This is a genomic window from Streptomyces sp. NPDC002935, from assembly GCF_040611295.1.
GTDB lineage: Bacteria > Actinomycetota > Actinomycetes > Streptomycetales > Streptomycetaceae > Streptomyces.
In genome coordinates, this window is sequence record NZ_JBEXNW010000014.1 from 124,719 (window position 1) to 151,070 (window position 26,352).

A 26,352-nucleotide genomic window follows, 5' to 3' on the forward strand; every position below is an offset into this window, starting at 1 on the left:
TGCCGGACTGCCGCCGGACAGCGGCCGGTCGGCGTTCCCGGCGAGCGCGTCCACTCGACTTCCGGCCGGAGCGGGCGCGTTCGGCCGGTGACGCCCGTACAGCCGTGTGGCCCGCCCCCGTTGAGGAGGCGGGCCACACGGTCGTACAGGATGCGGGTCAGTTGGCCTTCGAGGCGCCACGGCGGCGCATGCCGAAGAAGACCGCTCCGCCACCGACGACGACGAGCGCACCGGCGATGCCGGCGATCACCGGGGTGCTGGAGTTCGCACCGGTCTCGGCGAGGTTGGACTCACCGGCCGCCGCGGACGGCTGGTTGTCGCCCGGCGTCGCCGGAGCGTCGCTGCTCTCCGAGTCCGACGGGGTCGCCGAGTCCGAAGGCGTCTCCGAGGTGGAGGGGGTCTCCGACGGCTTCGGGCTCTCCGACGGCGACGGCGACTCCGACTCAGGGGCGCAGGCCTCGGCCGGCGTCGTCAGGATCGGCGAGACGTCCGCGTCGACGAGCTTCGGGACACTGATGTGGACCCGGTACTTGGTCTCGGGAGCCCAGTCCTCGGAGAACGTGACGGTGGCACCGTCACGGCTGCCGGTGACCGTCTTTTCGCCGACCATGCGCGCGTCGGCGCCGTTCGACTCGAGGTAGACCGTGACGGTGGCCTCCTTGGCGGAGGCGTCCGTGTCGGTCACGGTGATGATGCCCTTCCCGTTGCCGTCGCACGTGGCGTCGGCCGAGAAGTCACGGATGTTGCAAGCGAGAGCGTTGCCGGCGACGCCGAGCGCGAGCGCGGCAGAGGCGGAGGCAACGCCGAGGATTCGCACGGTACGTGCGGTGCGTCGAGATATGGACACGATTGCCCTTCACAGGTTGCGCAACTGCGGGGGGTGTTGGGGGATTTGCGGCGAATCATTCCGTGGCAACAGCACCCCCAGGAGTTTCACAGGTTTATAAGCGCAACCTAAGGGCTGTCAATGCATATGCCCTGTCGAGGCGTTGGCTTTGCCGAGTCGTGACCGCTGAGGTGTTTGAGCGCCTCCGGAGCGTCATCGACCCGGTCGACGAGAGCGATCCGCGACTCCATCGCGCGCTCCCGTGCCAGCGATCGGAGCAGCGGCCAGGCGGGATATCGCTCGGTCCAGTGCGCACGGTCCACCAGGACCATGGGAGTTGGCTCGCCCCTCGACTCGTAGTAGTTCGGGGTCGTGTTGTCGAAGATCTCCTGTACGGTCCCGGCGGCGCCCGGCAGGAAGACGACACCCGCGTTCGAGCGGGCCAGCAGCCCGTCCTCGCGGGTCGCGTTGGCAAAGTACTTGGCCACGTGCTCGGCGAAGGCGTTCGGCGGCTCGTGGCCGTAGAACCAGGTGGGGATGCCGACCGAGGGACCGCCCGACGGCCAGCGCTCCCGCACCGCGAACGCCGCTCGCGCCCAGTCGGTGATGGAGGGGGTGAACGACGGGACGGCGGCCAGGATGTTCAGCGCCTCGTCGAGCATGCCGTCGTCGAAAGGGGCCGCGTACGCGCCGAGGTTCGCCGCCTCCATCGCGCCCGGACCACCGCCGGTGGCGACCATGAGACCGGAACGCGCGAGCGCGCGGCCGAGTCGCGCGGCCCCCGCGTACGCCTCCGTGCCGCGGGCCATCGCGTGGCCGCCCATCACGCCGACCACCCGCGCCCCGAGGAGGAGTTCGTCGAGCGCGTCCGAGACGGAGTCGTCGTGGACCGCGCGCACCATCGACGCGAATATGTCGCCGTCGGCCTTGGTCTGCTGGAACCAGGCGTACGCACGGGCGTCGGGTGTCGACTCGTACCCCGCGTCGAGCGAGTCGAAGAGTTCGTCGGGGGAGTAGAGGCAGCCCCGGTAGGGGTCGAGGGGCAGCCCCGGTACGGGCGGGAAGACGAGGGCGCCCGACGCCCGGATCCGTGCGGCCGCCTCGGGCTCCATCGGGCAGCCGAGGAACACGGCACCCGTGGTGTCCACCGAGAGCAGATCCTGCGTACGGTCCGTCAGATCGACTGCCTGGACACGGAACCGGGCGAGTGTGCCGCCCGTCGAGACGACCTCGTCGAACTCGGCGAGGGATTCGATCTCATGGTCATGGGATGCGTGGAGAGGTGTCGGCTGCACGTGGCCATGCTAGGGCGTGCCGTGCGTAGCACACCCGGGTTCGTGGCGCCCGGCACGACACCTCGCCGTGTCGCCGTGTCGCCGCGTCACCCGGGCCCCCGGTACGCGGGTGACGCTCCGCCACGCTGAGCACTGGACGCCCGGGCCTGGGGCACAGCCGCGGGGCCGGTGCGCGGACCCCCGTGCCGCGCGCCGGCCCCGGGACGTGAACCGGGTCGGCGGGGATTCAGCCCTGGACCGCCGCCGGGTCCATCCACATGACCTCCCAGGTGTGGCCGTCCGGGTCGTCGAAGGCGCGGCCGTACATGAAGCCCTGGTCCTGTGTCTCGCCTGTCGCCGAGCCGCCGGCGGCGATCGCGCCGTCGACGAGCTCGTCGACCTTCGCGCGGCTCTCGGCGCTCAGACACAGCAGCACCTCGCTGGTCTTGGTCGCGTCCGCGATCTGCTTCTTGGTGAAGTCCGCGTAGCGCTGCTTGCTGAGCATCATCGCGATGATCGTGTCGCTGATCACCACACAGGCGCAGTCGTCGGTGGAGAACTGCGGGTTGATCGTGTAGCCGAGCTCCGTGAAGAACTTCCTCGAGGTGTCCACGTCGGACACCGGCAGGTTCACGAAGATCATCTGCTGGTACATGCGAGGGTCTCCCGTCAGTGGTTGTGCCGTTCGCAGGGATAGACCGCGGGCCCGCGCTGAACTCATCGCCCGGCGCGGACTTTTCCCCGGCGATCGCGCGGACCGGTCCGTGGGGCGGATCAGCCGATCAGGGGAAGCGCGGCCAGCTCGGCGACCGCCCAGGTCAGCGGGGCGAACGCGGCGAAAAGGGTGGCGACGCGCAGGGCCGCGGCGCCCCGCAGCACGGTGGCGGGCGCCCCCAGCCGCAGCAGCGCGGCCGTGGTGTCCGCGCGTGCCTGCTTCGCCTCGACGGCGGCGGTCACCAGCGTCAGCAGCGTGCACCCGGCGACCAGCAGGGCGCCGAGGGTGGTCAGCGGACCGAACGCGGGCCGGGCACCGGTGTACAGCGTCGTCATGGCGAACCCGCCCGACGCCACCGCGCACACCACGCCCAGCGGCTGCCCGATGCGCCGCGCCTCCGCCTGGAGCACCCGCCCGGCCAGCAGTCGCAGCGCGCCAGGACGTACGGCCTGGAGCAGCCCCCCGCACAGATAGGTGATCGCGGGGCCCGCGATGGCAAGACCGACCGCCGTCAGCACCCAGCCGAGCAGCACCCCGGCCGGGCCGCCGACGAAACCGCCGGGCAGCGCGAGCGCGGGCGCGGGTCCCGAACGGCTCGCGTATGTCTCCACGGCCAGCCCGGCGGCCAGCGTGGCCGCGCCCCAGGGGAGCCCGTTCGGGGAGCTCTCCGGGGGCGGCAGCCGGTGGGAGTCGGCCTCGGCGGCCCGACGCCGGTCCCGGGGGACCTCGGGCGCGTCCGTGTCCTCGTACGAGGCGGGCGTCCCGGGGTGCCCGTTCGTGACGGCGTCGTCCGAACGGTCCTGCGCACCCACCCTCTGCGGGGTGTCCCCATTGGCGTACGCCTCGGCGGTCCAGTGGAAGTCGGGGCCGTCCACATCCGCATCCGCGACTGAGGCCGAGCCCGTGTCCGGGGCCCGCGGGTCCGGCTGCGGCGGCGCGGCGCCGTCGGCGTCCGTGAATCCGTCTGTGAATCCGTCCGTGAATCCTTCGGCCGTGCTGGCTGTGCTGGCCGTGCTGGCCGTGCCGGTCGCCTTGGAGGTGGAGGTGGAGGCGGTGGGCGTGGCGGGCGTGCCGCGACCGCCTCCCGCGTGCCGTCCGCCCCGCAGGGGCGCGCGCGCCGGAGCGCTCGCGACCGCGTTCTGCCGGGCGGAGATCCAGGAGCGGCCGTACGACCATGCCGTGCGCTGCGGCCCGCTGTGCCGTGGGCGCAGCACCAGGGCGGTCGCACCGGAGGCCGCGATCGGCACCAGGATGAGCAGGGTCAGGGCCGCGGGCAGGGGCAGGGAGTGGCCGACGGCGAGGAACTCCGCCGCCGCGCCGTCGAACGGAATGCCGGTCAGGTCGCCGCGCAGGTGGAGGAAGAGGAGCAGGGCGAGCAGCGAGCCGAGGAGTGTCGACAGGGCGGTCGTGACGGCGGAGAACGCCATCAGGCGGCCCGGGCCGAGGCCGATGGCGGACAGGCCGGGCCGGGGGCGGGTGGCGGGGTCGGTGCGGGCCACCGCGACGGCGAAGTGGACCGTGGCGGCGAGAGGAACGACGCACCAGGCCAGGCGCAGCGCGCCGGCGCCCGAGGTGTCCGGATGGCTCAGCGCGTATCCCAGCGTGCACAGCAGCAGGAACCCGGTGCCCGCGGAGGCGGCGGCGACCAGGAGCCGGCGGAGCTGGACGAGGGGGTGGCCCCCGCGGGCTAGACGGAGAGCGAGCACGCGGCCCGGCCTTCCGTCTCGGCCACCGGGGGCAGGTGGACGGTGTTCACACGCCGTCCGTCGAGCAACGACACCGTGCGGTCGGCGAGCGCCGCGGTGTCCGCGTCGTGGGTGGCGAGGACGACGGTGATGCCGTGCGAGCGGGCCGCCGTGGTGAGCGTGCGCAGCACATGGGCGCGGTCGGCGCGGTGCAGCGGGGCCGTCGGCTCGTCGGCGAACAGCACGGTGGGGGAGGGGACGAGGGCGCGGGCGATGGCGACGCGCTGCCGTTCGGCCTGGAGCAGGGCGTGCGGGCGTTTGCGGGCGCAGCCGCCGATGTCGAGGCGCTCCAGCCACTCCAGGGCGGCGGTCTTGGCGGCCCGGCGGGCGCAGCCGCGCAGCATCAGCGGGAGGGCGGCGTTCTCCCAGGCGTTCAGCTCGGGGACCAGGACCGGGGTCGGGTCGATCCAGCCGAACCGGTCGCGGCGCAGCCGCTCGCGGGTGAGCGGGCCCATGGTGTGCACGGGCGAGCTGTTGAACCAGACCTCGCCCTGCTGCGGCAGAAGCTGGCCGGACAGGCACTGCAGGAGGGTCGTCTTGCCGCTGCCGCGCGGGCCGCCGACGGCGAGGATCTCGCCCTCACGGACGCCGAGCGAGACACCGCTGAGCGCGGGCGAGCCGTTGTGCTTGACGTGCAGGGCGCGTGCCCAGAGCACGTCGTTGTCCGGCGGGGCCACCATCGCGTACACCTCGTTCAGATCAGATTTGCCGTGCGAAGTCCCCCGTACGAGGGAACGAAGGCAGGACCCATCAGTCACGCGCACAGTCGTAGGTAGCGTGTGTTGCGGACAGTGCGTCGCGAGAACCAAGCACGCGCTACCTCCTAGGCGTTTCTGCCGTCCGGGCTGGTCTCAACCCGGCTGGTGCTGATCGCGTAAGACTCGATCGTTCGCTGAGCGACCGAGCGGCGTGAGCCAGGAATCCCCCTCGTTCACGAGGGGGAGGAGTCAAAGGGCACGCTAGGGAGTCGGGGCCGCCAGGCCGGACAGCACGCGGCCCCGGGCCGCCCATTCTCACTCGAACGGGCGGCACCGGGGCCGTTGTTGATCACCAGGGGAAGATCAGAGCTTCGTCCACGCCTCCGTCAGGACCTGACGGACGATCCCCTCGATCTCGTCGAAGGTCGACTGGTCGGAGATCAGCGGCGGCGACAGCTGGATGACCGGGTCACCGCGGTCGTCGGCGCGGCAGTAGAGGCCGTACTCGAAGAGCTTCTTGGAGACGAAGCCGTAGAGCACGCGCTCCGACTCCTCGTCCGTGAAGGTCTCCTTGGTCACCTTGTCCTTGACCAGCTCGATGCCGTAGAAGAAGCCGTTGCCGCGGACGTCGCCGACGATCGGCAGGTCGTGCAGCTTCTGCAGGGTCTGCAGGAAGTTGGCCTCGTTGTCCAGCACGTGCTGGTTCAGGCCCTCGCGCTCGAAGATGTCGAGGTTGGTGAGTGCCACGGCCGCGGAGACCGGGTGGCCGCCGAAGGTGTAGCCGTGCAGGAACGTGTTGTCGCCCTTGTAGAACGGCTCGGCGACGCGGTCGGAGACGATGCACGCGCCGATCGGGGAGTAGCCCGAGGTCATGCCCTTGGCGCAGGTGATCATGTCCGGTACGTAGCCGAACTTGTCGCAGCCGAACATCGTGCCGAGGCGGCCGAAGGCGCAGATGACCTCGTCCGAGACCAGCAGCACGTCGTACTGGTCGCAGATCTCGCGCACGCGCTGGAAGTAGCCGGGCGGCGGCGGGAAGCAGCCACCGGCGTTCTGCACCGGCTCCAGGAAGACCGCGGCGACGGTCTCCGGGCCCTCGAAGAGGATCTCCTGCTCGATCTGGTCTGCGGCCCAGCGGCCGTAGGCCTCGGGGTCGTCGCCGAAGAGCGGGGCGCGGTAGATGTTGGTGTTGGGGACCTTGTGGGCACCCGGGACCAGCGGCTCGAAGGGGGCCTTCAGGGCCGGCAGGCCGGTGATGGACAGGGCGCCCTGCGGGGTGCCGTGGTAGGCGACCGCACGTGAGATGACCTTGTACTTGGTCGGCTTGCCCTGCAGCTTGAAGTACTGCTTGGCCAGCTTCCACGCGGTCTCGACGGCCTCGCCGCCACCGGTGGTGAAGAACACCTTGTTCAGGTCGCCCGGCGCGTGGTGCGCGAGGCGCTCGGCCAGCTCGATGGCCTTGGGGTGGGCGTAGGACCACACCGGGAAGAAGGCCAGCTCCTGGGCCTGCTTGAAGGCCGTCTCGGCCAGCTCGGTGCGGCCGTGGCCGGCCTGGACCACGAACAGGCCCGCGAGACCGTCGAGGTAGCGCTTGCCCTTGTCGTCGTAGATGTAGGTGCCCTCACCACGGACGATGGTGGGGACGGGCGCGTTCTCGTACGAGGACATGCGGGTGAAGTGCATCCACAGGTGGTCGTACGCGGTCTTGCTGAGGTCCTTGGTGCTCACGGCTATCGGGTTCCCCACATGTAGGTCTGCTTCTTGAGCTTCAGGTAGACGAAGCTCTCGGTGGAGCGCACCCCGGGCAGCGCCCGGATGCGTCGGTTGATGACGTCCAGCAGGTGGTCGTCGTCCTCGCAGACGATCTCGGCGAGGATGTCGAACGAGCCCGCAGTCATCACCACGTACTCGACTTCCGACATGGCAGTCAGTGCTTCGGCCACCGGGTCGAGGTCGCCCTCGACATTGATGCCCACCATCGCCTGCCTGCGGAATCCCACGGTGAGCGGGTCCGTGACGGCGACGATCTGCATGACGCCCTGGTCGAGCAGCTTCTGGACACGCTGCCGCACGGCGGCCTCGGAGAGGCCAACGGCCTTGCCGATCGCGGCGTACGGGCGGCGTCCGTCCTGCTGGAGCTGCTCGATGATGGCGAGGGAGACGGTGTCCAACTGGGGACTGCCGTTCCTGGACTCGCGGGAGTCCCTGGGTTCCGCGCTTCGACTGGCCACGAGCTCACTCTGCACGACGTCTCGATAGTTCCGCAAGCATGCGGCGATGAAATTCGTTGTTTACGGGTACGCGTCTTGCGGATTTCGCAGCTCTGGGCCATTCGGGGGTGTTGAAAACGTGGAGCCACGGATTAGGGTGGGGGCTCAGGCATCTCAGGTAGTGGACACCTGGGGCGTTGGACATCCGACAGGAGGGCCGGGCAGTGAGCACCGAGCTGCGTCGTCTGCGCAATTACATCGACGGAGAATTCCGCGATGCCGCCGATGGACGGACCACGGAGGTGGTCAACCCCGCGACCGGCGAGGCGTACGCGACCGCGCCGCTCTCCGGCGAGGCGGACGTCGACGCCGCGATGGCCGCCGCCGCCGCGGCCTTCCCGGAGTGGCGGGACAAGACCCCCTCCGAGCGCCAGAAGGCTCTCCTGAAGATCGCGGACGCGTTCGAGGAGCGGGCCGAGGAGCTGATCGCCGCCGAGGTGGAGAACACCGGCAAGCCGATCGGTCTGACCCGGTCCGAGGAAATCCCGCCGATGGTCGACCAGATCCGCTTCTTCGCGGGCGCCGCCCGCATGCTCGAAGGCCGCTCGGCCGGCGAGTACATGGAGGGCATGACCTCGATCGTCCGCCGCGAGCCGATCGGCGTCTGCGCCCAGGTCGCGCCGTGGAACTACCCGATGATGATGGCGGTGTGGAAGTTCGCCCCGGCCCTCGCCGCGGGCAACACGGTCGTCCTGAAGCCCTCGGACACCACCCCCGCCTCCACCGTCCTGATCGCCGACATCCTCGGCGGCATCCTGCCCAAGGGTGTCTTCAACGTCATCTGCGGCGACCGCGACACCGGCCGCGCGATGGTCGAGCACCCGACCCCGGCGATGGCGTCCATCACCGGCTCCGTCCGCGCGGGCATCTCGGTCGCCGAGTCGGCGTCCAAGGACGTCAAGCGCGTCCACCTGGAGCTCGGCGGCAAGGCCCCGGTCGTCGTCTTCGAGGACACCGACATCGCCAAGGCCGTCGAGGACATCTCGGTCGCGGGCTTCTTCAACGCCGGCCAGGACTGTACGGCCGCCACCCGTGTCCTCGTCCAGGAGTCCATCCACGACGAGTTCGTCACCGCGCTCGCCAAGGCCGCCGCCGACACGAAGACCGGTCAGCCGGACGACGAGGACGTGCTCTACGGCCCGCTGAACAACCCGAACCAGCTCAAGCAGGTCGCCGGGTTCATCGAGCGCCTGCCCGCGCACGCCAAGGTCGAGGCGGGCGGCAAGCAGGTCGGCGACAAGGGCTACTTCTACGCGGCCACCGTCGTCTCCGGCCTCAAGCAGGACGACGAGATCATCCAGAACGAGGTCTTCGGCCCGGTCATCACCGTCCAGTCCTTCTCGGACGAGGCCCAGGCCATCGAGTGGGCCAACGGCGTCGACTACGCCCTCGCCTCCTCGGTGTGGACCAAGGACCACGGCCGCGCGATGCGCCTGTCCAAGTCCCTCGACTTCGGCTGCGTGTGGATCAACACCCACATCCCGCTGGTCGCCGAGATGCCGCACGGCGGCTTCAAGAAGTCCGGCTACGGCAAGGACCTGTCGGGGTACGGCTTCGAGGACTACACGCGCATCAAGCACGTGATGACGTCGCTGGACGGCTGACCGCCGGCCGGCCGAGCGGCGTTCACGCTCCGCTCGTACGCACCACGTGGCCCCGGACGGGAGTCGATCCCGGCCGGGGCCACGGTGTTCCACCTGGGCGTTCGGCTCAGACGCTCTCGGTCACGCTGGAGAGCGTGGGTCCGTCGGGTGCGCCCGCCTTCCCGTTCCCCTTCTCCGTGTGGAAGCCGGGCAGCTCGCCGTAGCCTCCGACGGAGCCGCCGACAGGGCCTCCGCCGGATCCGGTGCCGGGCTTGCCGGGCTTGCCCGGAACGGGCAGCGGAGGCAGACCGGCACCCGACGAGACGGTGATGCCGGCCTTCTTCAGGATCGGCGAGCACGCCTTCACGGAGGCCCCGTAGCTCTTGGACTGCGGGTCGAATCCCTTGGACGCCCCCACCCTCACGCTGAACCGGATGTGGCCCCGCTTGTCCTTCGAGGCGTGGAACGCCGGGAAGACCTTCTGGCCGTGGCCGCGCATACACACCGCGAACGCGTCGTTGGCGGTGTTCACGTCGCCGGGCGCGTGCGAGGTCGGCCGGTAACCGATGGCCGGCATGGCTCCTCCGGGCGGCAGACTGCCCTTCGGCGGCTGGCCGGTCGCGTGCTGCGTGAGCCGGGCGGACACGGCGGTCCACGCCGTCGCCGTGGTCACGGTGGACCTGTCGGACGCCGAAGCGGCCGAGGCGCTGACGGTCCCGAGGGTGGCGGCCGAGATCAAGGCGCAGGCCAGGGCGAGTCGTTGTGGCCGAGTGGCCAGTGCACGCATGGGTTTCCTCCATGGGGCGGGCGGCGGTGCCGCCGGGTCGGACGCGTTGGCGCACGGTGGCGCACGACCGCGCCGTCACGTGTCGTGGCTCGACCGTCAGGGCGGGGTGCGGTGTCGTGTTGTGCTCCAGCCAAGCCCGGGGGCGGTTACGGCACGGGAACGGCCGTCCTTATCGCGAACCGACGGCGAGCCGGAGGCGTACGCCGGGACGGCCGGGCCCGGCCGGGGGGTGCGGGGCTCGCACAGGGAACGCTTATCCCCGTGTAACCCCCGGGCCGCCACACTGACCGCCATGCGTGTGCTGGTGGTCGAGGACCATGAAGAGCTCGCCGAGACCGTGGCCGCCGGGCTGCGCCGCGAGGGCATGGCGGTCGATCTCGCGCTGGACGGGCCGACGGCGCTGGAACGAGCCGATGTCAACGGGTACGACGTCGTCGTGCTCGACCGCGATCTGCCGGGCGTCCACGGCGACCAGGTGTGCCGGACGCTGGCCGCGGGCGGCAGCCGGGCGAGGGTGCTGATGCTCACCGCGTCCGGGACCGTGGCCGACCGGGTCATGGGGCTCGGCCTCGGCGCCGACGACTATCTGCCCAAGCCGTTCGCGTTCTCCGAACTCGTCGCGCGGATACGGGCCTTGGCGCGGCGTGCGCAGCCCGCGCTGCCTCCTGTCCTGATCCGCGGGGAGTTGCGGCTCGACCCGGCGCGGCGGCAGGCGACCCGGGGCGGATCGGGGCTCGCCCTCAGTCCGAAGGAGTTCGCCGTGCTCGAACTCCTGCTGGCCGCGCAAGGTGCGGTGGTCTCCACCGAGGAACTCCTGGAGCGGGCGTGGGACGAGGCGGCCGACCCGTTCAGCCAGACCGTGAAGGTCACGGTGAGCCGTCTGCGCCGCAAGCTGGGGGAGCCGCCGCTCATCGCGACGGTGGACCGGGCGGGGTACCGGATCGCATGACGGACGCATCAGCCGGAGCGGACCGCCCGGCCCCGTACGGCCCGCGCCCGCGTCCGGCACCGCCCGGCCGCCTTCGGTGGCGAGCATCGCGGACCGCCCGCGGCCGGCCGGCCCTCGGCGGTGTCCGGTGGCGGCTCGCCCCGCGCAGCATTCGCCGGCGGCTGACCCTGCTCTACAGCGCGCTGTTCGTGGTGGCGGGGGCCGCCCTGCTCGGCTTCACCTATCTGCTGGCGTCGCGGACCGCGCCGGCGACCGCGGTCGGGGGTTCGTCCGTGGCCCCCGGGCTGCCCGGGGGCGAGGGACAGACCCCCGATCCGCCGACGCTCACGATGTACGCCGAGGCCCTGCGCGCCGATCAACTCCACCAGTTGCTGGTCGAGGCGGGCGTCGCGCTCGCCGTGATGACGGTCGCCTCCGTGGCCCTGGGCTGGCTGATGGCCGGACGCGTCCTCGCGCCGCTGCGCACGATGACCGCCGCCGCCCGCCGGATCTCCGCGGACAACCTCCGCCAGCGTCTGGCGGTGCCGGGCCCCGAGGACGAGCTCAAGGCGATGGCGGACACCTTCGACGACGTACTGGGGCGGCTGGAAGGCGCGTTCGAGGCGCAGAAGCAGTTCGTCGCCAACGCGTCGCACGAACTGCGCACTCCTCTCACGCTCCAGCAGGCGATCGTGGACGTCGCGCTCGCCGACCCCGGGGCGTCGGTGGAGAGCCTGCGGGCCGCGTGCCTGCGGGTCCGCGCGGCCGGACAGGAACAGGCACGGCTCATCGACGCCCTGTTGACGCTCGCGCGCAGCCAACGAGGGCTCCAGCGCAGGGAGTTCATCGACCTCGCGGAGGTGGTGCGGGAGCGGATGCCGGACGGCGCGGTGGTGGACGGCGGGGCGGTGGACGGCGCGGTGGTGGACGGCGGCTCCCGTGACGACGGGGAGTCGTCCGGTGGGCCCGAGGCCGGTGGGGAGTCGTCCGATGGGGCGTCGTCCGGTGGGTCCGGGGTCGGCGGGGAGTCGTCCGGTTGCTCCGAGGTCGGTGGGCCTCGTGTGCGGGCCGACCTCGGCTCCGCGCCCGTCCTGGGTGATCCGCAGCTCATCGAGCGGCTGGTGGTCAACCTCGCCGACAACGCCGTACGGCACAACAGCCCGGAAGGCGGAGAGAGTTGGGTGCGCGTGTGGACCGGGACGGAGGCGGGGCGTCCCGTCCTGCGGATCGACAACACCGGGCCGGTGATCCCGCGGGACCAGGTCGCCGGACTCTTCCAGCCGTTCCGGCGACTGGGTGCGGAACGGATACACACGCACCCTCGGCCTCACCCGCGCGGCAAAGGCCACCATCGCGACGGCCTTGGCCTCGGCCTGTCCATCGTCACGGCCGTCGCCACCGCCCACGGCGGCACGGTCGAGGTCTGGCCCCGCCCGCAGGGAGGCCTGACGGTGAAGGTCACGTTCCCGCCGTGCGCACCGCCCGTTCCCCGGCCGGGACCGGCCGACGGGTCCGCTTCCCGTGCGCGCCCGGCTCACCGGCCCGCTTCCCGTGCGCGTCCGGCCGAGGCGCCCGCGCCCGGAGCCTTCGAGACGATCGGGAACTGATCGACAGGGTGTCGGGTCGGGGGGCGACTGCTTGACGCAGCGTCCATTGTCCGGACCGGGCCCGGGTAGGCATGCTTCGCGCGTGCCCGTGAATCGGAAGACCTCGTCCCCGTCCCGCCGGTCCCTGCTGCGCGCCCTGGGCGGTGGTGCCGCGCTCGGAGCCCTGGCGGGGTGCGGGGTGCCGGCGGCGTACGTGGGACCCGGCGACCGGTCCGGAACCGACGTCTCGGCCATGGACAAGCGGCTGACCTGGGCGAACTGGCCCCTGTACATCGACACCGATGACGACGACACGACCAGCCGCCCGACGCTGGAGGCTTTCGAGAAGCGCACCGGGATCTCCGTCGACTACATCGAGGAGATCAACGACAACGACGAGTTCTTCGGCAAGATCAGCCCGTCCCTGATGAACCATCAGCGGACGGGCCGCGACCTCATCGTCATCAGCGACTGGATGTGCGCGCGTTTCGTCCGGCTCGGCTGGGTGCAGGAGATGGACCGGGCCGAGCAGCCGAACGTCACCAAGTACCTGGACCCGCTGCTGAGTTCGCCCGCCTTCGACCCCGGCCGCAAGTCCTCGGTGCCGTGGCAGTCGGGGATCACCGGCATCGCGTACAACCGCCGCAAGGTCGGCCGCGAGATCAAGCACGTGTCCGATCTGTGGGCCGACGACCTCAAGGGCCGGGTCACGCTGCTCTCCGGCCTGGACGAGGCGTTCGCGCTGCTCATGCAGGGCAACGGTGTCGACATCACCAAGTGGAAGGCGGACGACTTCCACCAGGTGTGCGACCAGGTCGAGAAGCACGTGCGCGGCGGTCGGATCCGCCGGTTCACCGGCAACGACTACATCAAGGACCTCTCCAGCGGCGACGTCCTGGCCTGCCAGGCCTACTCGGGCGACGTGATCCAGCTCCAGGCCGACGACCCCGACATCCGGTTCGTCGTCCCCGAGGAGGGCGCCGAGCTGTGGGCCGAGTCGCTGATGATCCCCAACCTGGCCCGGCACAAGGCCAACGCGGAGAAGCTCATCGACTACTACTACGAGCCGGAGGTCGCCGCCGAGCTGGCCGCCTGGGTCAACTACGTCTGCCCGGTCCCCGCCGCCCAGGGCGTCCTCGCCTCCTCCAAGGACAAGGACACCGCCGTGCTCGCCGAGGACCCGCTGATCTTCCCCGACGCCACCATGCGCAAGCGGCTCGCGATCGCCCGCGACATCACCTCCACCGAACGCACGGAGTTCGCCAAGCGCTGGAACGCGATCGCGGGGTTGTGAGGCGCGTCCTCCCGGGCCTGTCTGCCGTTCCTCTTCTCGGCGCACCTCGGATCGGGGGCTGTGATGCGGGACACTCTGACGATGGCGAACTTTCCGGCGTTCTTCCCGTCCTGTGGCTGATCCTTCCCGACCACGATGGGGGCTTCATGTCATCCCTTGTACCGCCTGCCACGGAAGGCGACCGGAACCGTCCCGACGATTGCGGCGTGAACCCGGCCGGTCGTCTGCATGGACGATCGGCGGAGCTGGCGATCATCGACGGGATTCTCGGCGCGGCCGTCGAGCGGGGTACCGCGCTGGTGCTGACCGGAGAGGCGGGGGTGGGCAAGAGCGCGCTGCTGGACGCGGCGGCCCTGCGCGCGTCCGAGACCGGTTTCCGGGTGCTGCGTGTCGTCGGCTCGCAGTTCGGGGAACGTGTCGGCTTCTCGGCGCTGAACCAGATACTGCAGCCGCTGGCCGACGAGATTCCCGCGCTGCCCGCACGGCAGTCGGAAACGCTCCAGGCGGTCCGAGGGCTGTCCGACGGACAGCCGGCCGAACTGCTCGCCATCGCGAACGCCGTGCGTGTTCTGCTGTCGCGGGCCGCCACGGACCGCACCCCTCTAGCGTGGTGGTGGACCGCCTGCCAGCCGGAACCGTCGACGAATCCGCCATGCACGAGAACGATGTTCTTCGCGGCGCTCATGTGATTGCTCCTTGTTGAGTCGCTGTCGGTTGTCGGTTGTCGGTGGTGGTGGTTGATCGGTGGTGGTCGGCGGTCGTCATTTGTCGGAGGTTGCCGGACATCGGTGCGGTTCCAAGCTGGGCCGGACCGTGCGTTCCGGCTTCGACCGAATGACCTAGATGTGTGACGAGCGAGGCGTGCCGGAGGGGGAGGCCGTGCTTCGTGCGGCGGTCGTCACGAAACGCGTCACCGCCCGAGAGAAGGCGTCGGGCTCCTCGATGTGACCGAAGTGCCCGCTGTTCTCCAGGATCAGCAGCTGCGATCCGGGGATCAGCCGGTGCAGTTCCTCCGCCCATCGGACCCCGCAGATGACGTCGTGGCGGCCGACGACGACTAAGGCCGGCACAGTGAGCGAGCCGAGGTCCGCACGGTCGTCGATGGCGTGCGGGGTGAGGTCCTCGTCCAGCCCGGAGATGTGGGTGGCCCGTACGGAGGCGCGCAGATGCGCGAACTCCCGCTCCCGGCCCCAGTAGTCGGCGAAGTACGCGGGGAGCAGCCCCCTGGCGACGGCAGTCGTCCCCGCGTCGTCGGAGAGGGTGGGGACGGCCTCGAAAGCCGCCAGGACCTCGGGGAGTCCGGGACGGCCGGAGTGCCGCGCCGCGAACAGCCGCACCAGGCGCATGGCCTCGGCGCCGTGTTCGGGACCGGTCAGTGGCGCGCTGTCGTAGAGGACCACTCCGGCGACGCGTTCGGGGTGGTGCAGGGCGTGGTACTGGGCGACGAAGCCGCCGTGCGAGTGCCCCAGAAGATGGACCTCGGGAATGCCGAGGTGCTCGATCAGCGCCCCGAGGAACCGGCTGTAGCGGGGCCGGGTGTAGCCGTGGGGGTGGGAGGGGAGTCGGCCGGAGGCGCCGCTGCCGATCGGCTCCGGGTAGACGATCGTCAGGTTCCGCTCCAGCGCGGGCATGCGCAGGTACTCCCAGTCGATGCCCGGTCCGCCGGAATGCGCGACGCACACCGGTCCCGTGCCGTGGACGTGATAGCGCTGCACGACTCCGTCGATCTCGACGGTGTGGGTTCCGGCGGCCAGGGGATCGGTCGCGGTGGTGGTCATGGGGTCTCCGTGTCCTGCAGGTGTCGATGACACCGGCAGGACGCCGGAGAGCGGGCGGAGTTCGATCCAGGCCGCGTGACGCCCGTCACATCGGAGTGAGCGACTCGAGGGCCTGTACCGGCCTCGGATGCAGGAGGCGCAGCCGGCGCGGACGGCCGGCGTCGTCCAGGGTCATCAGCCAGGCCACCGAGGGCGGGCAGTGGTCGGGGTCGTCGGCGGGGCTGAGCAGGTCCATCTCCCACAGGACGAGGGACCGGCCGGCCACGGCATGGGCCAGCCGCTGTCGTACACCGGCTTCGAGGTCGCCGTCCATGCCGCGTACGAGGACGCTCCTGCCGCCCACCGGGTCGTTCCCCCTGAGCAGGGCGATCCCCGGCGACCAGCGCTCCGACAGCAGTGCTTCGAAGCGTCCGCTCTCGGCGGCGGCCAAGGTCTCGCGTGCCTCGACACGGCTGGCGCGGGTGCGCCGCGCCGTGTCACCGTGCGGGGCGTCCGCGGTGGCGGCGAGAGCGGCCGCGAGCTTGATCCGCCCCTGGTTGAGCCGGCTGCGGACCGTGCCGACCGGGACTCCGCAAGCGCCGGCTATCCGCTCGTAGGACGTGACCCCCGTGCTGAAGTGACGCAGCACCAGGGGCAGTCGCAGGGTGGGGGACAGTTCCTCCAGGGCCTCCCAGATCCAGTTCCGCATCGTGTGGTGCTCCAGCCATCCCTCCGGCCCGGCGTCCGTGGAGGGCACCCGCAGATCGTCGATCGGCAGGGAAGGTACGGAGCCGCGCAGTAAGGAACGGCTCGTGTTGCGCACGATCATGCGCAACCACGCGCCCACGGCCGCCGGGTCACGGACGTCGCCCACGCGGCGGAGCGCGGTCACGGCCGCGTCCTGGATCACGTCGTCGACGTCGGGCCCCGGCCCCAGGATGCTCAGCGCCACCGCGCGCATACCCGCCCGGTGCCGTTCCAGCAGCAGCCCCAGAGCGGCAACTTCGCCTGCCTGCGCGGCACGCGTGAGCACCGCGTCCTCGATGCGTTCGGCCTCGCCCGCGTTCCGGCTCATGCGTCTCTCTTCCGGCGTCCTACCGTCGTGCGTGTGACCGTACTGCGCGCGGTCCGGTGCCGTCACGGTCGCCAGGGGGCCAGGGATAGGGTCTCGCCGGGTCTGCCCGTCCCTCTCGCGCCTTTGCCTCCCCTTTACAACCCCGTCCCTCGCTGCCTCGTCTCTTCGCTCGATCCGTAACGCAGCCCGCCGTGCCGACGGGCGGGCGGACGAACGAAAGAGAGCGATTCATGCGCCGAACCGTCTTCAGTGCCACGGCACTTGCGTGCACCGCCGTGCTGGTGGGCACGGTGCCCGCGTTCGCCGACGGGACGTCTCCGAGCCCCACGAGCCGTCCGACCGTCACCGCCGCGCCGTCGCCGGCGAGCTCCCCCGCGACCCGGACGCCGTCCGCCTTGCCTAGCGCCGCACCGACGCGGACGCCGGCCCCGCGTCAGGTCTCCGTCCGGCCGAGCGGTGCGCCCGACACCGGTGTGGCGCCGACGGCGGCGGAGTCCTCGGGGCAGGGCGGGGTGATCGGCGGGAGTGCCGCGGCGGCGTTCGTCGTCGCGGGCGCGGCGGTCTTCGTCGTACGCCGCCGGCGGGCGACCGGGGAATGACGCCCCTCTCCAGGCGCGCGTTCGTCGCCACGGCGACGGCCGCACTGCTCGTGGGGTGCGGCGGCCACCCGGCCGACCGGGGCCCGGCCGCGCGGCCCGGGAGCACACCACCGGCTTCGCGTTCCGCCGCGAAGCCGACGCACGCGCTGGGGCGTTCGGTCCCGGTCGGGCTGCGGATACCGGCCATCGGGGTCGACACCCCGGTCATGCGGCTGGGATTGGCCCCGGACGGCAGCGTGCAGGTGCCCCCGATCGCGGCGCACGACCGGGCCGGCTGGTACCGGCACTCGCCGACACCGGGCCAGAGGGGCCCGTCGGTGATCCTCGGTCATGTCACGGTCGGCGCGTACGGGGACGGCGTCTTCCGTCACCTCGCGCGTCTGCACCGCGGTGACCGGATCGTGGCGCGCCTGGAGAACGGCAGGTCGGCGGTGTTCGCCGTCAGCGCCGTACGCACGGTCGCCAAGGCCGACTTCCCGGCGGACGCGGTCTACGGCGACGTGGACCGCCCGGAGTTGCGGCTCATCACCTGCGGCGGCCCCCGTTCCGGAGGCGGCTACCTCGACAACGTGATCGTGTTCGCGGCGCTGAGCTCCGCGAGCCCCTGACGCACGACCGCCGCGCTTCCCGTCGTAGCCTCCCGGTCCCCCGCGGACCCGGAGGCAGGATCCTGGGCGATGGACCGTATGCCCGCGGCCCGGGATCCTTCCCTATCGAGTGCCGTCACGACCATGGAGAGTGTTGAAAGGGTCCCGCGAGAAGGCAGCGTCCGAGCTGTTCGCCGCCCTCTACCCGCGCCTCGCCGGCTGGTGCCGCCGTCTCGTCGACGACGACGAGACGGCCCACGAGATCGCCTCGGAGGCGTTCACCCGGCTCTGGGCCCGCTGGACCTCCGTGGCCGAGCCGCGGGGGTTCCTCTACGTCACCGCGGCCAACCTCGTCCGGGACCACTGGCGCAAACTGGAGCGGGAACGCAGGGCCGTGCACCGGGCGACCGCCGAGGCGGCCGTCCGCCCGCAGAACGAACAGGCCGATCCGTCCGTACGGCTGCTCGTGCAGTCGCTGCCCGAACGGCTGCGCGTCCCGATCCTGCTGCACTACTACGCTGACATGCCGATCCGGGAGGTGTCCGTGCTGACCGGGCGTAAGGAGGGGACCATCAAGGCCGATCTCCACGCGGCCCGCGAACTGCTCCGCGCCCACCTGAGGAGAAGTCTTGATCACACACTCTGACGATGGTCCGGACTTCGACGCCGACGACCCGCTCGCGGTCATCATGCGACCGCCCGCCGAGCATCTCGGTCCACCGCCCGGCCGCTACGAGGCGATCCGGCGGGGTGCGGCCCGTCGCCGGCTGCTGCGCGCCGCGGCCGGAGCCGGCCTGGCCTGTGCCGTCGGTGCCCTCGTCGCGCTGCCGCTCAGGGCGGCGGCACCCGAGCCACCCGTGTCCCCGGTGGTCCCGCTGGCCCCGCCGCCCGCGAGCAGTCCGTCGGCCGAGCCCACTCCGTCGGTTTCGCCCGGGCGCGTCAGCCCCTTCCCGAGCGGGAGCGGCCGTTCCGACCGGACCTCCGCCCCGAGCACCGCGCCCACCGCCCCGGTCCGCTCGCCCGTCCGCACCCGGACGCCGTCGGCGATACCGACCTCCGCGTCCGTCGAGCCGTCCGGGGTCCGGACCGGGGCGAACCCCACCCCGTCAAGGGCGGTCCAGCGGTAGACGGGTGGAGCGAGCGACACGACGTCCGGCGGGTTTTCCGGGCGGCCATAAAGCAGACCTTGATCACCCATAAGTCAGCCTTATGAGGTCATAGCCCCGACCCGCCTACTGACTTAGGTTTGCCTCAGCTTAGGCTTCCCCTCGAGTCCCCTGCCCCTGCTCGAAGGGAATCTGATCATGCCTCGCCCTCTGCGGGTAGCCATTGTCGGAGCCGGCCCCGCCGGAATCTACGCCGCCGACGCGCTGCTGAAATCCGCAGTGGCCGCCGATCCCGGTGTGTCCATCGACCTGTTCGAGCGGATGCCGGCCCCGTTCGGTCTCATCCGCTACGGCGTCGCGCCCGACCATCCCCGGATCAAGGGCATCATCACCGCCCTGCACCAGGTGCTCGACAAGCCGCAGATCCGCCTCTTCGGCAATGTCGACTACCCGCGGGACATCAGCCTCGACGATCTGCGCGCCTTCTACGACGCGGTGATCTTCTCCACGGGCGCGACGGCCGACCGGGCCCTCGACATTCCCGGCATCGACCTCGACGGCTCGTACGGCGCGGCGGACTTCGTCTCCTGGTACGACGGTCACCCCGACGTTCCGCGCACCTGGCCGCTGGAGGCGGAGAAGGTCGCCGTCCTCGGTGTCGGCAATGTCGCCCTGGACGTGGCCCGCATCCTCGCGAAGACCGCGGACGAGCTGCTGCCCACCGAGATCCCGCCGAACGTCCACGAGGGCCTCCAGGCCAACAAGGCGCTGGAGGTCCACGTCTTCGGCCGCCGCGGCCCGGCGCAGGCGAAGTTCAGCCCGATGGAGCTGCGCGAGCTCGACCACTCGCCGAACATCGAGGTCATCGTCGATCCCGAGGACATCGACTACGACGAGGGTTCGATCGCCACCCGGCGCGGCAACAAGCAGGCCGACATGGTCGCCAAGACCCTGGAGAACTGGGCGATCCGCGACACCGGCGACCGCCCGCACAAGCTGTTCCTGCACTTCTTCGAGTCGCCCACCGAGATCCTCGGCGAGGACGGCAAGGTCGTCGGCCTGCGCACCGAGCGCACCGCCCTCGACGGCACCGGGAACGTCAAGGGCACCGGCGAGTTCAAGGACTGGGACGTCGCCGCGGTCTACCGCGCGGTGGGCTACCTCTCCGACAGCCTGCCCAAGCTGCCCTGGGACGTCGACTCGGGCACGGTTCCGGACGCGGCCGGCCGGGTGCTGGAGGACTCCGGCGAGCACCTGCGGTCCACGTACGTCACCGGCTGGATCCGGCGCGGTCCCATCGGTCTCATCGGTCACACGAAGGGCGACGCCAACGAGACGGTCGCCAGCCTGCTCGACGACCACGCCAACGGCCGTCTGCAGGTCCCCTCTTCGCCCGAGCCGGCCGCGGTCGACGCCTTCCTCGGCGAGCGGGACGTGCGCTTCACCACGTGGGACGGCTGGTACCGGCTGGACGCCGCGGAGAAGGCGCTGGGCGAACCGCAGGGCCGCGAGCGCGTGAAGATCGTCGAGCGTGAGGACATGCTGCGGGAGAGCGGCGCCTGAGTCACCGGAGCCCTGGGCAGGGGCGGTTTTGAACGCGTTCAAGTCGGGGCGTACGCTCCAGGCATGAGCGACAGAGCCGCCCTGCTCAAGGGCATCCGCGCGTGGCTTGCCTTCTTCGTCGTCAGCCTGGTGCTCAGTGGCGCCACGGCCTTCCCGCTGGTGCACGAACTCCACTGGACAGAGGACCTGTTGCGGTCCCTGTCCGTGCCGGAGCACCTGCCCGCCCTGATGGACTGGATCGAGCGGGTGCGGCACGGCCTCGACGACGCCGACTCCCACTACCCCTTCCTCCTCTACGGAACGGACTGGCTGGCGTTCGCGCACCTGGTGATCGCGGTCGCGTTCTACGGCCCGTACCGCGATCCGGTCCGCAACATCTGGGTCGTCGAGTTCGGGATGATCGCCTGCGCCGGCATCGTCCCGCTGGCCCTGATCTGCGGACCGATCCGCGGAATTCCCTTCTGGTGGACGGTCGTCGACATGTCCTTCGGGATCTTCGGTGTGATCCCCCTGTACGTCGTACGGAAGCGGATCAAGCGTCTGGAGGCGCTCGCCCCGTACCGGGAGACCGTTCCGGTAGCCGCTACTTGAGCGCCGCCAGCGCGATCCGCTGGGCGACCGGGTTCATCGACTCGCCCTTGGCGTCGGTGGAGTCGACCGAGTACACGAGGGTGCGGGACAGGTCCCGGGTGGCCGCGACGACCGCGCTGTAGCCGTACCGGGCGCCCGACTTGAGCCAGTACACCGTGCCCCCGTACTCGAAGCGCTGGAGTCCGGCGCTCATGTCGGCACCCTTGATGCCCGGAGGCACGGTGAACATCTCCTCCAACTGCCGTGCCGGGACGAGGTCTCCCTTGAACAGGCGCGTGATCAGACGCTCCAGGTCCGCCGTCGTGGAGATCATGTCGCCGGCCGCCCAGCGGTCCGCCTGGTTCCAGTCGGTGACGTCCACGAACTCCGTCGTGCCGTCGGGCCGCCGCACCGCCTGGTAACCGTGGTTGTGCGGCCCGTGGATGCGCGGGTCGGTGCCGGGGAAGGACGTGTGGCGCATCCCGGCGGGCCCGAGGATCCGCCGTTCCGCCTCGTGTGCGTACGAATGGCCGGTGACCTTCTCGATCAGCAGGCCGAGGATCGTGTAGTTGATGTTCAGGTAGTCCTGCCGGGTGCCCGGCGCGAACTCCGGTCCCTTCGCCACAGCGGAGGCCACGACCTCGCGCGGCGTCAGGGTGTCGAAGCGGTGCGCGTACACGTCCTCGAAGGTGTCGCCGAAGCCGTCACCGGGCTGGATGCCGCTCGTGTGGTTGAGCAACTGCCGTACGGTGACGGGCTCGAAGCCGGCCGGCAGCAGCCCGGGGAGGTACTTCTGCACGGGCGTCCCCAGCCCGACCCTGCCCTCGGCGGCGAGCTGGAGGACGACCGCCGCCGTGACGACCTTCGTGGTGGAACCGGCACGGAAGCGGGCGTCCGGATCGGCCGCGCGGCCGCTCTCCAGGTCGTGCACCCCCGCGCTGCCGCGCCAGGTGCCGTCGGTGCCCCCGACCCGGACGAGCGCCGCCGTCGCGTCCGCGTCCGGGAGGCCGGCCAGCGCGGCGCGCAGTGCGTCGGCGTCGGGCCCTGCGGCCGTCCGCGCCGACGCCGCGGCGGGGGAGGCGAACGCCGGGGCGCCCAGCGGTCCGGCCGCGAGACCGAGAGCGAGGGCGGCGGCGAGGGCAACTGCTGTGCGGCGTAAGGGCATGGGGTGCTCCTGAGGACGGTGTGCCGGAAGCGGACACCGCTCATCCTCCGGCCGTACGCGACCCCCGGGATCCTCATCAGGCAGGGCGCCGTCCCCGGTATCCGGGCCGGGGTCGCCCCTAAGGGACGCCCCGCCGCACGGGCCCGGCGGCGGCCTCGCCGGCGCGCCGCCGCGCCCGGTCCGCCGGACGGCGGCCGGCTCAGTCCCTGCGCAGGGCGGTGAGCGTGTCGATGCGGTTGGTCGTGATCGAGTCGACCCCCACGTCGAGCAGCCGCCGCATGGAGCGACGGGTGTCCGGGGTCCACACGGAGACCAGACAGCCGTCGCGGTGCACGCGGGCCAGCAGGTCCCGGTTCACCAGCGGGAAACGGTAGTTGAGCCAGCGCGGCCGTACGGCGTCGAGCAGCGTCGGCCGCGGCGGCGCCAGTGACGTCCAGGTCAGCGCGATCTCCGCGGAGGGGTCCACGGCCCGCACGGCGAGCATGGCGGGGGCAGCGGCGCAGTAGTACGCCCGCTCCTGCGCACCGCACGCCCGCACCACGTCCACGACCTCGCGCACGACCTCGGCGTCCACCGACCCCGGCAGATCGATCATGATCCGGCTGTCGCCGGTCGCGTCGAGGGCCTCCGCCAGCGTCGGTACCCCGCCCGCCGTGAGCCCGCGCACCTCGTCGCAGGAGAGCGAGCGCAGCGGCCGGTCGTGGTCCCACAGACGTTTGAGCGTCTTGTCGTGCAGCAGTACGGGTACGCGGTCGCGGGTCAGCCGTACGTCGATCTCGACGGCGTCCGCGCCCCGGTGGAGCGCGGAACGCAACGAGTCGATCGTGTTTTCGCGGGCGCGGTAGGGGTCGCCGCGGTGGGCGACTGCGATCACGGTGCGCATGTGCCCATTGTGCTGGGTCAGAGCGCGAGCCAGTTCGCCGCGTACGTGTCGATCTCCGCGGCGAGCCTCGCCTTGCCGGCCTCGTCGAGGAACGACGCGACCACCGCGTTCTTGGCGAGCGCCGCGAGACCCCGCTCGTCGAGGTCGAGGAGGCGGGCGGCGACCGCGTACTCGGTGTTGAGATCGGTGCCGAACATCGGCGGGTCGTCGGAGTTGACGGTCACCGTCACGCCGGCCGCCACGAACTCCTTGACGGGGTGCTCGTCGAGGGTGCGGACCGCGCGGGTGGCGATGTTCGAGGTCGGGCAGACCTCCAGGGCGATGCCGTGCTCGGCGAGATGGGCGAGCAGCTTCGGGTCCCGCGCGGAACTCGTGCCGTGGCCGATGCGCTCGGCGCCGAGGTGGTTCAGCGCGTCCCAGACCGTCTCCGGGCCCGTCGTCTCGCCGGCGTGCGGCACCGACCGCAGTCCCGCCGCGCGGGCGCGGTCGAAGTACGGCTTGAACTGCGGCCTCGGCACGCCGATTTCGGGGCCGCCGAGCCCGAAGGAGACGAGCCCCTCCGGCCGCAGCCGGTCGTCGGTCGCGAGCCGCACGGTCTCCTCGGCCGCCTCGAGACCGGCCTCCCCCGGGATGTCGAAGCACCAGCGCAGGACGACACCGAACTCGGCCTCGGCGGCCTTGCGGGCGTCCTCGATCGCTTCCATGAAGGCGAGTTCGTCGATTCCGCGCCGGGTGGAGGACCACGGTGTGATCGTCAGCTCGGCGTAGCGCACCTGCTGGCGCGCCATGTCCCGGGCGACCTCGTACGTCAGCAGCCGTACGTCCTCGGGCGTGCGGACCAGGTCGACGACGGACAGGTACACCTCGATGAAGTGGCCGAAGTCCGTGAACGTGAAGTAGTCCGCGAGCGCCTCGGGGTCGGTCGGCACCCGGGAGTCGGGGTGGCGGGCGGCGAGGGCGGACACGATGCGCGGGGAGGCGGAGCCCACGTGGTGGACGTGCAGTTCGGCCTTGGGCAGCCCGGCGATGAAGGAGTGCAGGTCGCGGGCGTCGTCGCGTGCGGTGATGTGCTCGGTCAAGGGGTTCCTCCCCGGAACGGCGTCTCCGGACCGTGCTCGGTGGGACGCGGGTGATCGGCTGATCGATGACTCGGGGATCATCGTAGGCGGCCCCCGTCGTGCGGGCCCGGCGTGTCCGACGCCGTCGTACGGCGGAGATCCGCCGGCCGCGCCCGGGCCGTAGCATGACGGAACGTATGAGAGAGGGGACCTCGCGCATGTCCGACGACGCCCAGAGTCCGAAAGCGCCACACGACGCGGGCGCGTGGGCTCCGCCGGGCGAGGAGAACGCGGGGACAGCGCCGGACGACGGGAATCCGACGTCCGCGCGTACGGGATCGCCCGTGACGGCCAGCGCGCCGGGCGCCGTTCCGGTGGACGCGATACCCGTTCCGGTGGACGCGATACCCGCGCTGGGCGCCGTTCCGGTGGACGCGATACCCGTGCCGGGCGCCGATCCTGAGGACGCGATACCGGAGGCGGACCGCGCACCCACCGACGCCCCGGACCACGCGGCGCCCTCGGCGGACGTCGAGTTCGGGAACGGGCCGGACCACGCGACTCCGGTGGCGGACAGCGATGCGGGCGGCCGGCTCCAGGAGAGTGCGCGGTGGGTGGACAGCGCGTTCGCGGACGGGCCGAAAGCCTCCGTGCCCGCGCAGGGCACCGAGCCCTTCGCTGCCCCCACCTCCACCCCCGCCCCAGCCCCCATCCCGGCCCCTGGCCCCGCCTCCGCAGACTCTCCGGCGGCCCCCGCCTCGGACGCCCAGGTCTCCCTCGCGAAGGGCGCCGCCGGCTGGGAAGCCGAGCGCAACCCCTGGGCGCCACCCGAGGAGATCGCCTCGCCCACGGGGAGCGCGCGAGGGAGTGCCACGCCTCCGCCGGTGTACGGCCTGCCGACCATCACCTCGCTGCCCGGCGCACCGCTCCCGCCCGGACCCGGAAGCCCCGGTGGCCCCTCCTGGGACAACCCCTTCGCACCGCCGGCGGGCCATACCCCCTACCCGCAGCCCGCCCCCGGCGAGGCCGTGCCCCCGCCGCCGATCGCCCCCGACGGCCCGGGCCGACTCCCGTACGGCTACGGCTACCCGCAGTACGCCGCCGCGCGCCCGGGTACCGCCTACCCGGGCGGGCCGGGCTACGGCTGGCCCTTGGTCCAGCCCATGCCGAGCAACGGCATGGGGACCGCCGGCCTCGTGCTGGGCATCATCACGGCGGTTCTGTTCTGTGTGTGGCCGTTGGCGATCGTGCTGGGCATCCTCGCCGTGATCTTCGGCCTGATCGGCCGGGGGAAGGCGCGCCGGGGTGAGGCGACGAACCCCGGGCAGGCGCTGGCGGGGATCATCTGCGGGGCCGTCGGCCTCGTCCTCGCTGTCGCGCTGCTCGTCCTCATCATCGTCGCCCCGGACGACGGCGGCAGCGATGACCCGTTCGGCGACGACGGTTTCTCCACCTCGCTGGTGACGCACCGGCGATAGCCCGCAGCGTCGGCGCGGCCTTGTCCGCGCCGCATCCGCACAGCGGCAGCGGCGGTCCGGGGTGGGTAGCCCCCCGGGCCCCGGCCTCACCGGCGCCGGCCGGGCGCCGCGAGTGTCAGCCCCGCGCCGCGAGTGTCAGCCCCGACCCCGGGCGCGCCATCGCGGCTAGCGCAACCGCTCCCGGGCCTCCATCAGGGCGAAGCCCAGCAGGTTCGGTCCACGCCAGCGGCGGGGGTCGGACGCCCCCTCGTCGGTCGTGGCGAGTCCGATGCCCCATATGCGGTCCATCGGGCTCGCCTCGACCAGGACCCGCCCGCCCGTGCCCAGCAGGAACGACCGGAGGCCGGGGTGGGCGCTGAACTTGTGGACGCTGCCCTGGACCACGATCTCGAACCGCTCGCGCTCCCACACGGCGTTGTCGAAGCCGCGCACCAGCCGCCCGGCCTTCTTGGCGAGCGCGGGGTCCGGTGCCTCGATCGCCTGCCGCTCGGCCTCGGCGTCGCCGAAGAGGCGTGCTTTGGACGCCATCATCCAGTGCTCCGCCGTCGCGTATCCGACGTTGTCGACCACGAAGGGTGACGGCCACCACTGGCTGAGACAGCTCGACCCCAGCCGGCCGTCCGGGCTCGGGCGGTGCCCCCAGAAGTGCAGGTACTTCACCGGTGTCCCCGACTGGACCGCACTGACCAGTGCTTCCCGCGTATCGATCTTCCCCATGCACGCCACTGTGGCACGCACCACTGACATTCCGTCCCGCCTTTCCGAGAAGGACTCGACACCTGGTCGAAGGATTCCGTCGCGTAAC

General features: G+C 71.6%; 25 protein-coding genes and 1 pseudogene. 12 read left to right on the forward strand and 14 right to left on the reverse strand.

Annotated features, from left to right (window positions below):
* Positions 1-157: 157 nt before the first annotated feature.
* From ABZX90_RS20880 to ABZX90_RS20910, 7 genes are all read right to left on the reverse strand, one after another.
* Complete coding sequence (locus ABZX90_RS20880) at positions 158-817, reverse strand: LAETG motif-containing sortase-dependent surface protein (protein WP_355206796.1); 660 nt, start codon at positions 815-817, stop codon at positions 158-160.
* A 137-nt stretch (positions 818-954) separates the two neighbouring features.
* Positions 955-2,121, reverse strand: coding sequence for a Rossmann fold nucleotide-binding protein (locus ABZX90_RS20885; RefSeq protein WP_355206799.1), 1,167 nt, complete (start codon positions 2,119-2,121; stop codon positions 955-957).
* 226 nt (positions 2,122-2,347) lie between these two features.
* Positions 2,348-2,755, reverse strand: coding sequence for a VOC family protein (locus ABZX90_RS20890; protein WP_351123586.1), 408 nt, complete (start codon positions 2,753-2,755; stop codon positions 2,348-2,350).
* A gap of 119 nt (positions 2,756-2,874) precedes the next feature.
* Positions 2,875-4,521 carry a hypothetical protein gene (locus ABZX90_RS20895; protein WP_355206802.1) on the reverse strand — a complete coding sequence of 549 codons (1,647 nt, stop codon included), beginning with the start codon at positions 4,519-4,521 and terminating at the stop codon, positions 2,875-2,877.
* Entirely contained in the window at positions 4,503-5,240 is a 738-nt protein-coding gene (locus tag ABZX90_RS20900) for an ATP-binding cassette domain-containing protein (protein WP_351123825.1), read from the reverse strand. Before ABZX90_RS20900 ends, ABZX90_RS20895 begins: the two co-directional genes overlap by 19 nt.
* A gap of 381 nt (positions 5,241-5,621) precedes the next feature.
* Positions 5,622-7,004, reverse strand: coding sequence for an aspartate aminotransferase family protein (locus ABZX90_RS20905; RefSeq protein WP_351123580.1), 1,383 nt, complete (start codon positions 7,002-7,004; stop codon positions 5,622-5,624).
* Positions 6,989-7,504 carry an Lrp/AsnC family transcriptional regulator gene (locus ABZX90_RS20910; RefSeq protein ID WP_351123578.1) on the reverse strand — a complete coding sequence of 172 codons (516 nt, stop codon included), beginning with the start codon at positions 7,502-7,504 and terminating at the stop codon, positions 6,989-6,991. Before ABZX90_RS20910 ends, ABZX90_RS20905 begins: the two co-directional genes overlap by 16 nt.
* 188 nt (positions 7,505-7,692) lie before the next feature.
* Here ABZX90_RS20910 and ABZX90_RS20915 point away from each other — a divergent pair, with 188 nt between their 5' ends.
* Positions 7,693-9,132: a gamma-aminobutyraldehyde dehydrogenase gene (locus tag ABZX90_RS20915; RefSeq protein WP_355206807.1), complete on the forward strand. Its 1,440-nt coding sequence runs from the start codon at positions 7,693-7,695 to the stop codon at positions 9,130-9,132.
* Positions 9,133-9,238: 106 nt separating this feature from the next.
* Here ABZX90_RS20915 and ABZX90_RS20920 read toward each other — a convergent pair whose 3' ends face one another.
* Entirely contained in the window at positions 9,239-9,898 is a 660-nt protein-coding gene (locus tag ABZX90_RS20920) for a hypothetical protein (RefSeq protein ID WP_355206810.1), read from the reverse strand.
* Between the two features lie 292 nt (positions 9,899-10,190).
* On the opposite strand from ABZX90_RS20920, the gene ABZX90_RS20925 reads away from it, so the two are divergent.
* The 4 genes from ABZX90_RS20925 to ABZX90_RS20940 all read left to right on the forward strand — a co-directional run bounded on the left by ABZX90_RS20925 (position 10,191) and on the right by ABZX90_RS20940 (position 14,395).
* On the forward strand, positions 10,191-10,847 hold the full coding sequence (locus ABZX90_RS20925; RefSeq protein WP_351123569.1) for a response regulator transcription factor: 657 nt from the start codon (positions 10,191-10,193) through the stop codon (positions 10,845-10,847).
* A complete protein-coding gene (locus ABZX90_RS20930; RefSeq protein WP_355206813.1) occupies positions 10,844-12,433 on the forward strand; it encodes an ATP-binding protein in 1,590 nt (529 codons plus the stop codon). Before ABZX90_RS20925 ends, ABZX90_RS20930 begins: the two co-directional genes overlap by 4 nt.
* Positions 12,434-12,515: 82 nt before the next feature.
* Positions 12,516-13,706 (forward strand): spermidine/putrescine ABC transporter substrate-binding protein, encoded by a 1,191-nt coding sequence (locus tag ABZX90_RS20935; RefSeq protein WP_355206816.1) that lies wholly within the window; start codon positions 12,516-12,518, stop codon positions 13,704-13,706.
* Between the two features lie 206 nt (positions 13,707-13,912).
* Complete coding sequence (locus tag ABZX90_RS20940; RefSeq protein WP_351123561.1) at positions 13,913-14,395, forward strand: ATP-binding protein; 483 nt, start codon at positions 13,913-13,915, stop codon at positions 14,393-14,395.
* 150 nt (positions 14,396-14,545) lie between these two features.
* Here the strand turns inward: ABZX90_RS20940 and ABZX90_RS20945 are convergent, their stop codons facing one another.
* Positions 14,546-15,484, reverse strand: coding sequence for an alpha/beta hydrolase (locus tag ABZX90_RS20945; protein ID WP_355206820.1), 939 nt, complete (start codon positions 15,482-15,484; stop codon positions 14,546-14,548).
* Positions 15,485-15,569: 85 nt separating this feature from the next.
* On the reverse strand, positions 15,570-16,538 hold the full coding sequence (locus tag ABZX90_RS20950; protein WP_355206823.1) for a sigma-70 family RNA polymerase sigma factor: 969 nt from the start codon (positions 16,536-16,538) through the stop codon (positions 15,570-15,572).
* Between the two features lie 230 nt (positions 16,539-16,768).
* Between ABZX90_RS20950 and ABZX90_RS20955 the strand changes: the two genes are divergently transcribed.
* The 6 genes from ABZX90_RS20955 to ABZX90_RS20980 all read left to right on the forward strand — a co-directional run bounded on the left by ABZX90_RS20955 (position 16,769) and on the right by ABZX90_RS20980 (position 20,984).
* Positions 16,769-17,137: a sortase-dependent protein gene (locus ABZX90_RS20955; RefSeq protein ID WP_351123553.1), complete on the forward strand. Its 369-nt coding sequence runs from the start codon at positions 16,769-16,771 to the stop codon at positions 17,135-17,137.
* Complete coding sequence (locus ABZX90_RS20960) at positions 17,134-17,745, forward strand: class F sortase (protein ID WP_355206826.1); 612 nt, start codon at positions 17,134-17,136, stop codon at positions 17,743-17,745. Before ABZX90_RS20955 ends, ABZX90_RS20960 begins: the two co-directional genes overlap by 4 nt.
* A 133-nt stretch (positions 17,746-17,878) precedes the next feature.
* Positions 17,879-18,370, forward strand: a complete 492-nt coding sequence (locus ABZX90_RS20965; RefSeq protein WP_351123548.1) for an RNA polymerase sigma factor — start codon at positions 17,879-17,881, stop codon at positions 18,368-18,370.
* Positions 18,354-18,851, forward strand: coding sequence for a hypothetical protein (locus tag ABZX90_RS20970; protein ID WP_355206829.1), 498 nt, complete (start codon positions 18,354-18,356; stop codon positions 18,849-18,851). The genes ABZX90_RS20965 and ABZX90_RS20970 overlap by 17 nt, the downstream gene beginning before the upstream one ends.
* Positions 18,852-19,028: 177 nt before the next feature.
* Positions 19,029-20,393 (forward strand): FAD-dependent oxidoreductase, encoded by a 1,365-nt coding sequence (locus ABZX90_RS20975; protein WP_355206832.1) that lies wholly within the window; start codon positions 19,029-19,031, stop codon positions 20,391-20,393.
* Between the two features lie 63 nt (positions 20,394-20,456).
* Positions 20,457-20,984 carry a hypothetical protein gene (locus ABZX90_RS20980; RefSeq protein WP_351123540.1) on the forward strand — a complete coding sequence of 176 codons (528 nt, stop codon included), beginning with the start codon at positions 20,457-20,459 and terminating at the stop codon, positions 20,982-20,984.
* On the opposite strand, the gene ABZX90_RS20985 is transcribed toward ABZX90_RS20980, so the two are convergent.
* The 3 genes and pseudogenes from ABZX90_RS20985 to ABZX90_RS20995 form a co-directional block, all read right to left on the reverse strand.
* Positions 20,977-22,128 carry a serine hydrolase domain-containing protein gene (locus ABZX90_RS20985; RefSeq protein WP_355206835.1) on the reverse strand — a complete coding sequence of 384 codons (1,152 nt, stop codon included), beginning with the start codon at positions 22,126-22,128 and terminating at the stop codon, positions 20,977-20,979. The genes ABZX90_RS20980 and ABZX90_RS20985 overlap by 8 nt on opposite strands.
* A gap of 199 nt (positions 22,129-22,327) precedes the next feature.
* Entirely contained in the window at positions 22,328-23,011 is a 684-nt protein-coding gene (locus ABZX90_RS20990) for a glycerophosphodiester phosphodiesterase (protein WP_355206838.1), read from the reverse strand.
* Between the two features lie 17 nt (positions 23,012-23,028).
* Positions 23,029-24,229 (reverse strand): annotated as a pseudogene (locus ABZX90_RS20995) (adenosine deaminase).
* Between the two features lie 58 nt (positions 24,230-24,287).
* Between ABZX90_RS20995 and ABZX90_RS21000 the strand changes: the two are divergent.
* Positions 24,288-25,547 carry a DUF4190 domain-containing protein gene (locus tag ABZX90_RS21000; protein WP_355206841.1) on the forward strand — a complete coding sequence of 420 codons (1,260 nt, stop codon included), beginning with the start codon at positions 24,288-24,290 and terminating at the stop codon, positions 25,545-25,547.
* A gap of 165 nt (positions 25,548-25,712) precedes the next feature.
* Here the strand turns inward: ABZX90_RS21000 and ABZX90_RS21005 are convergent, their stop codons facing one another.
* The gene (locus ABZX90_RS21005) at positions 25,713-26,294 is read right to left on the reverse strand and encodes an NADAR family protein (RefSeq protein WP_355206844.1); all 582 of its coding nucleotides are present in this window, start codon (positions 26,292-26,294) and stop codon (positions 25,713-25,715) included.
* Between the last annotated feature and the right edge of the window lie 58 nt (positions 26,295-26,352).

Excerpts from the sequence above, each read along its gene's own strand:
- ABZX90_RS20920 (WP_355206810.1), bottom strand. The coding sequence starts at position 9,898 with ATGCGTGCACTGGCCACTCGGCCACAACGACTCGCCCTGGCCTGCGCC.
- ABZX90_RS20980 (WP_351123540.1), top strand. The coding sequence starts at position 20,457 with ATGAGCGACAGAGCCGCCCTGCTCAAGGGCATCCGCGCGTGGCTTGCC.
- ABZX90_RS20990 (WP_355206838.1), bottom strand. The coding sequence starts at position 23,011 with ATGCGCACCGTGATCGCAGTCGCCCACCGCGGCGACCCCTACCGCGCC.
- ABZX90_RS21000 (WP_355206841.1), top strand. The coding sequence starts at position 24,288 with ATGTCCGACGACGCCCAGAGTCCGAAAGCGCCACACGACGCGGGCGCG.
- ABZX90_RS20930 (WP_355206813.1), top strand. The coding sequence starts at position 10,844 with ATGACGGACGCATCAGCCGGAGCGGACCGCCCGGCCCCGTACGGCCCG.
- ABZX90_RS20925 (WP_351123569.1), top strand. The coding sequence starts at position 10,191 with ATGCGTGTGCTGGTGGTCGAGGACCATGAAGAGCTCGCCGAGACCGTG.
- ABZX90_RS20945 (WP_355206820.1), bottom strand. The coding sequence starts at position 15,484 with ATGACCACCACCGCGACCGATCCCCTGGCCGCCGGAACCCACACCGTC.
- ABZX90_RS20955 (WP_351123553.1), top strand. The coding sequence starts at position 16,769 with ATGCGCCGAACCGTCTTCAGTGCCACGGCACTTGCGTGCACCGCCGTG.
- ABZX90_RS20900 (WP_351123825.1), bottom strand. The coding sequence starts at position 5,240 with ATGGTGGCCCCGCCGGACAACGACGTGCTCTGGGCACGCGCCCTGCAC.
- ABZX90_RS20975 (WP_355206832.1), top strand. The coding sequence starts at position 19,029 with ATGCCTCGCCCTCTGCGGGTAGCCATTGTCGGAGCCGGCCCCGCCGGA.
- ABZX90_RS20890 (WP_351123586.1), bottom strand. The coding sequence starts at position 2,755 with ATGTACCAGCAGATGATCTTCGTGAACCTGCCGGTGTCCGACGTGGAC.
- ABZX90_RS21005 (WP_355206844.1), bottom strand. The coding sequence starts at position 26,294 with ATGTCAGTGGTGCGTGCCACAGTGGCGTGCATGGGGAAGATCGATACG.
- ABZX90_RS20960 (WP_355206826.1), top strand. The coding sequence starts at position 17,134 with ATGACGCCCCTCTCCAGGCGCGCGTTCGTCGCCACGGCGACGGCCGCA.
- ABZX90_RS20985 (WP_355206835.1), bottom strand. The coding sequence starts at position 22,128 with ATGCCCTTACGCCGCACAGCAGTTGCCCTCGCCGCCGCCCTCGCTCTC.
- ABZX90_RS20950 (WP_355206823.1), bottom strand. The coding sequence starts at position 16,538 with ATGAGCCGGAACGCGGGCGAGGCCGAACGCATCGAGGACGCGGTGCTC.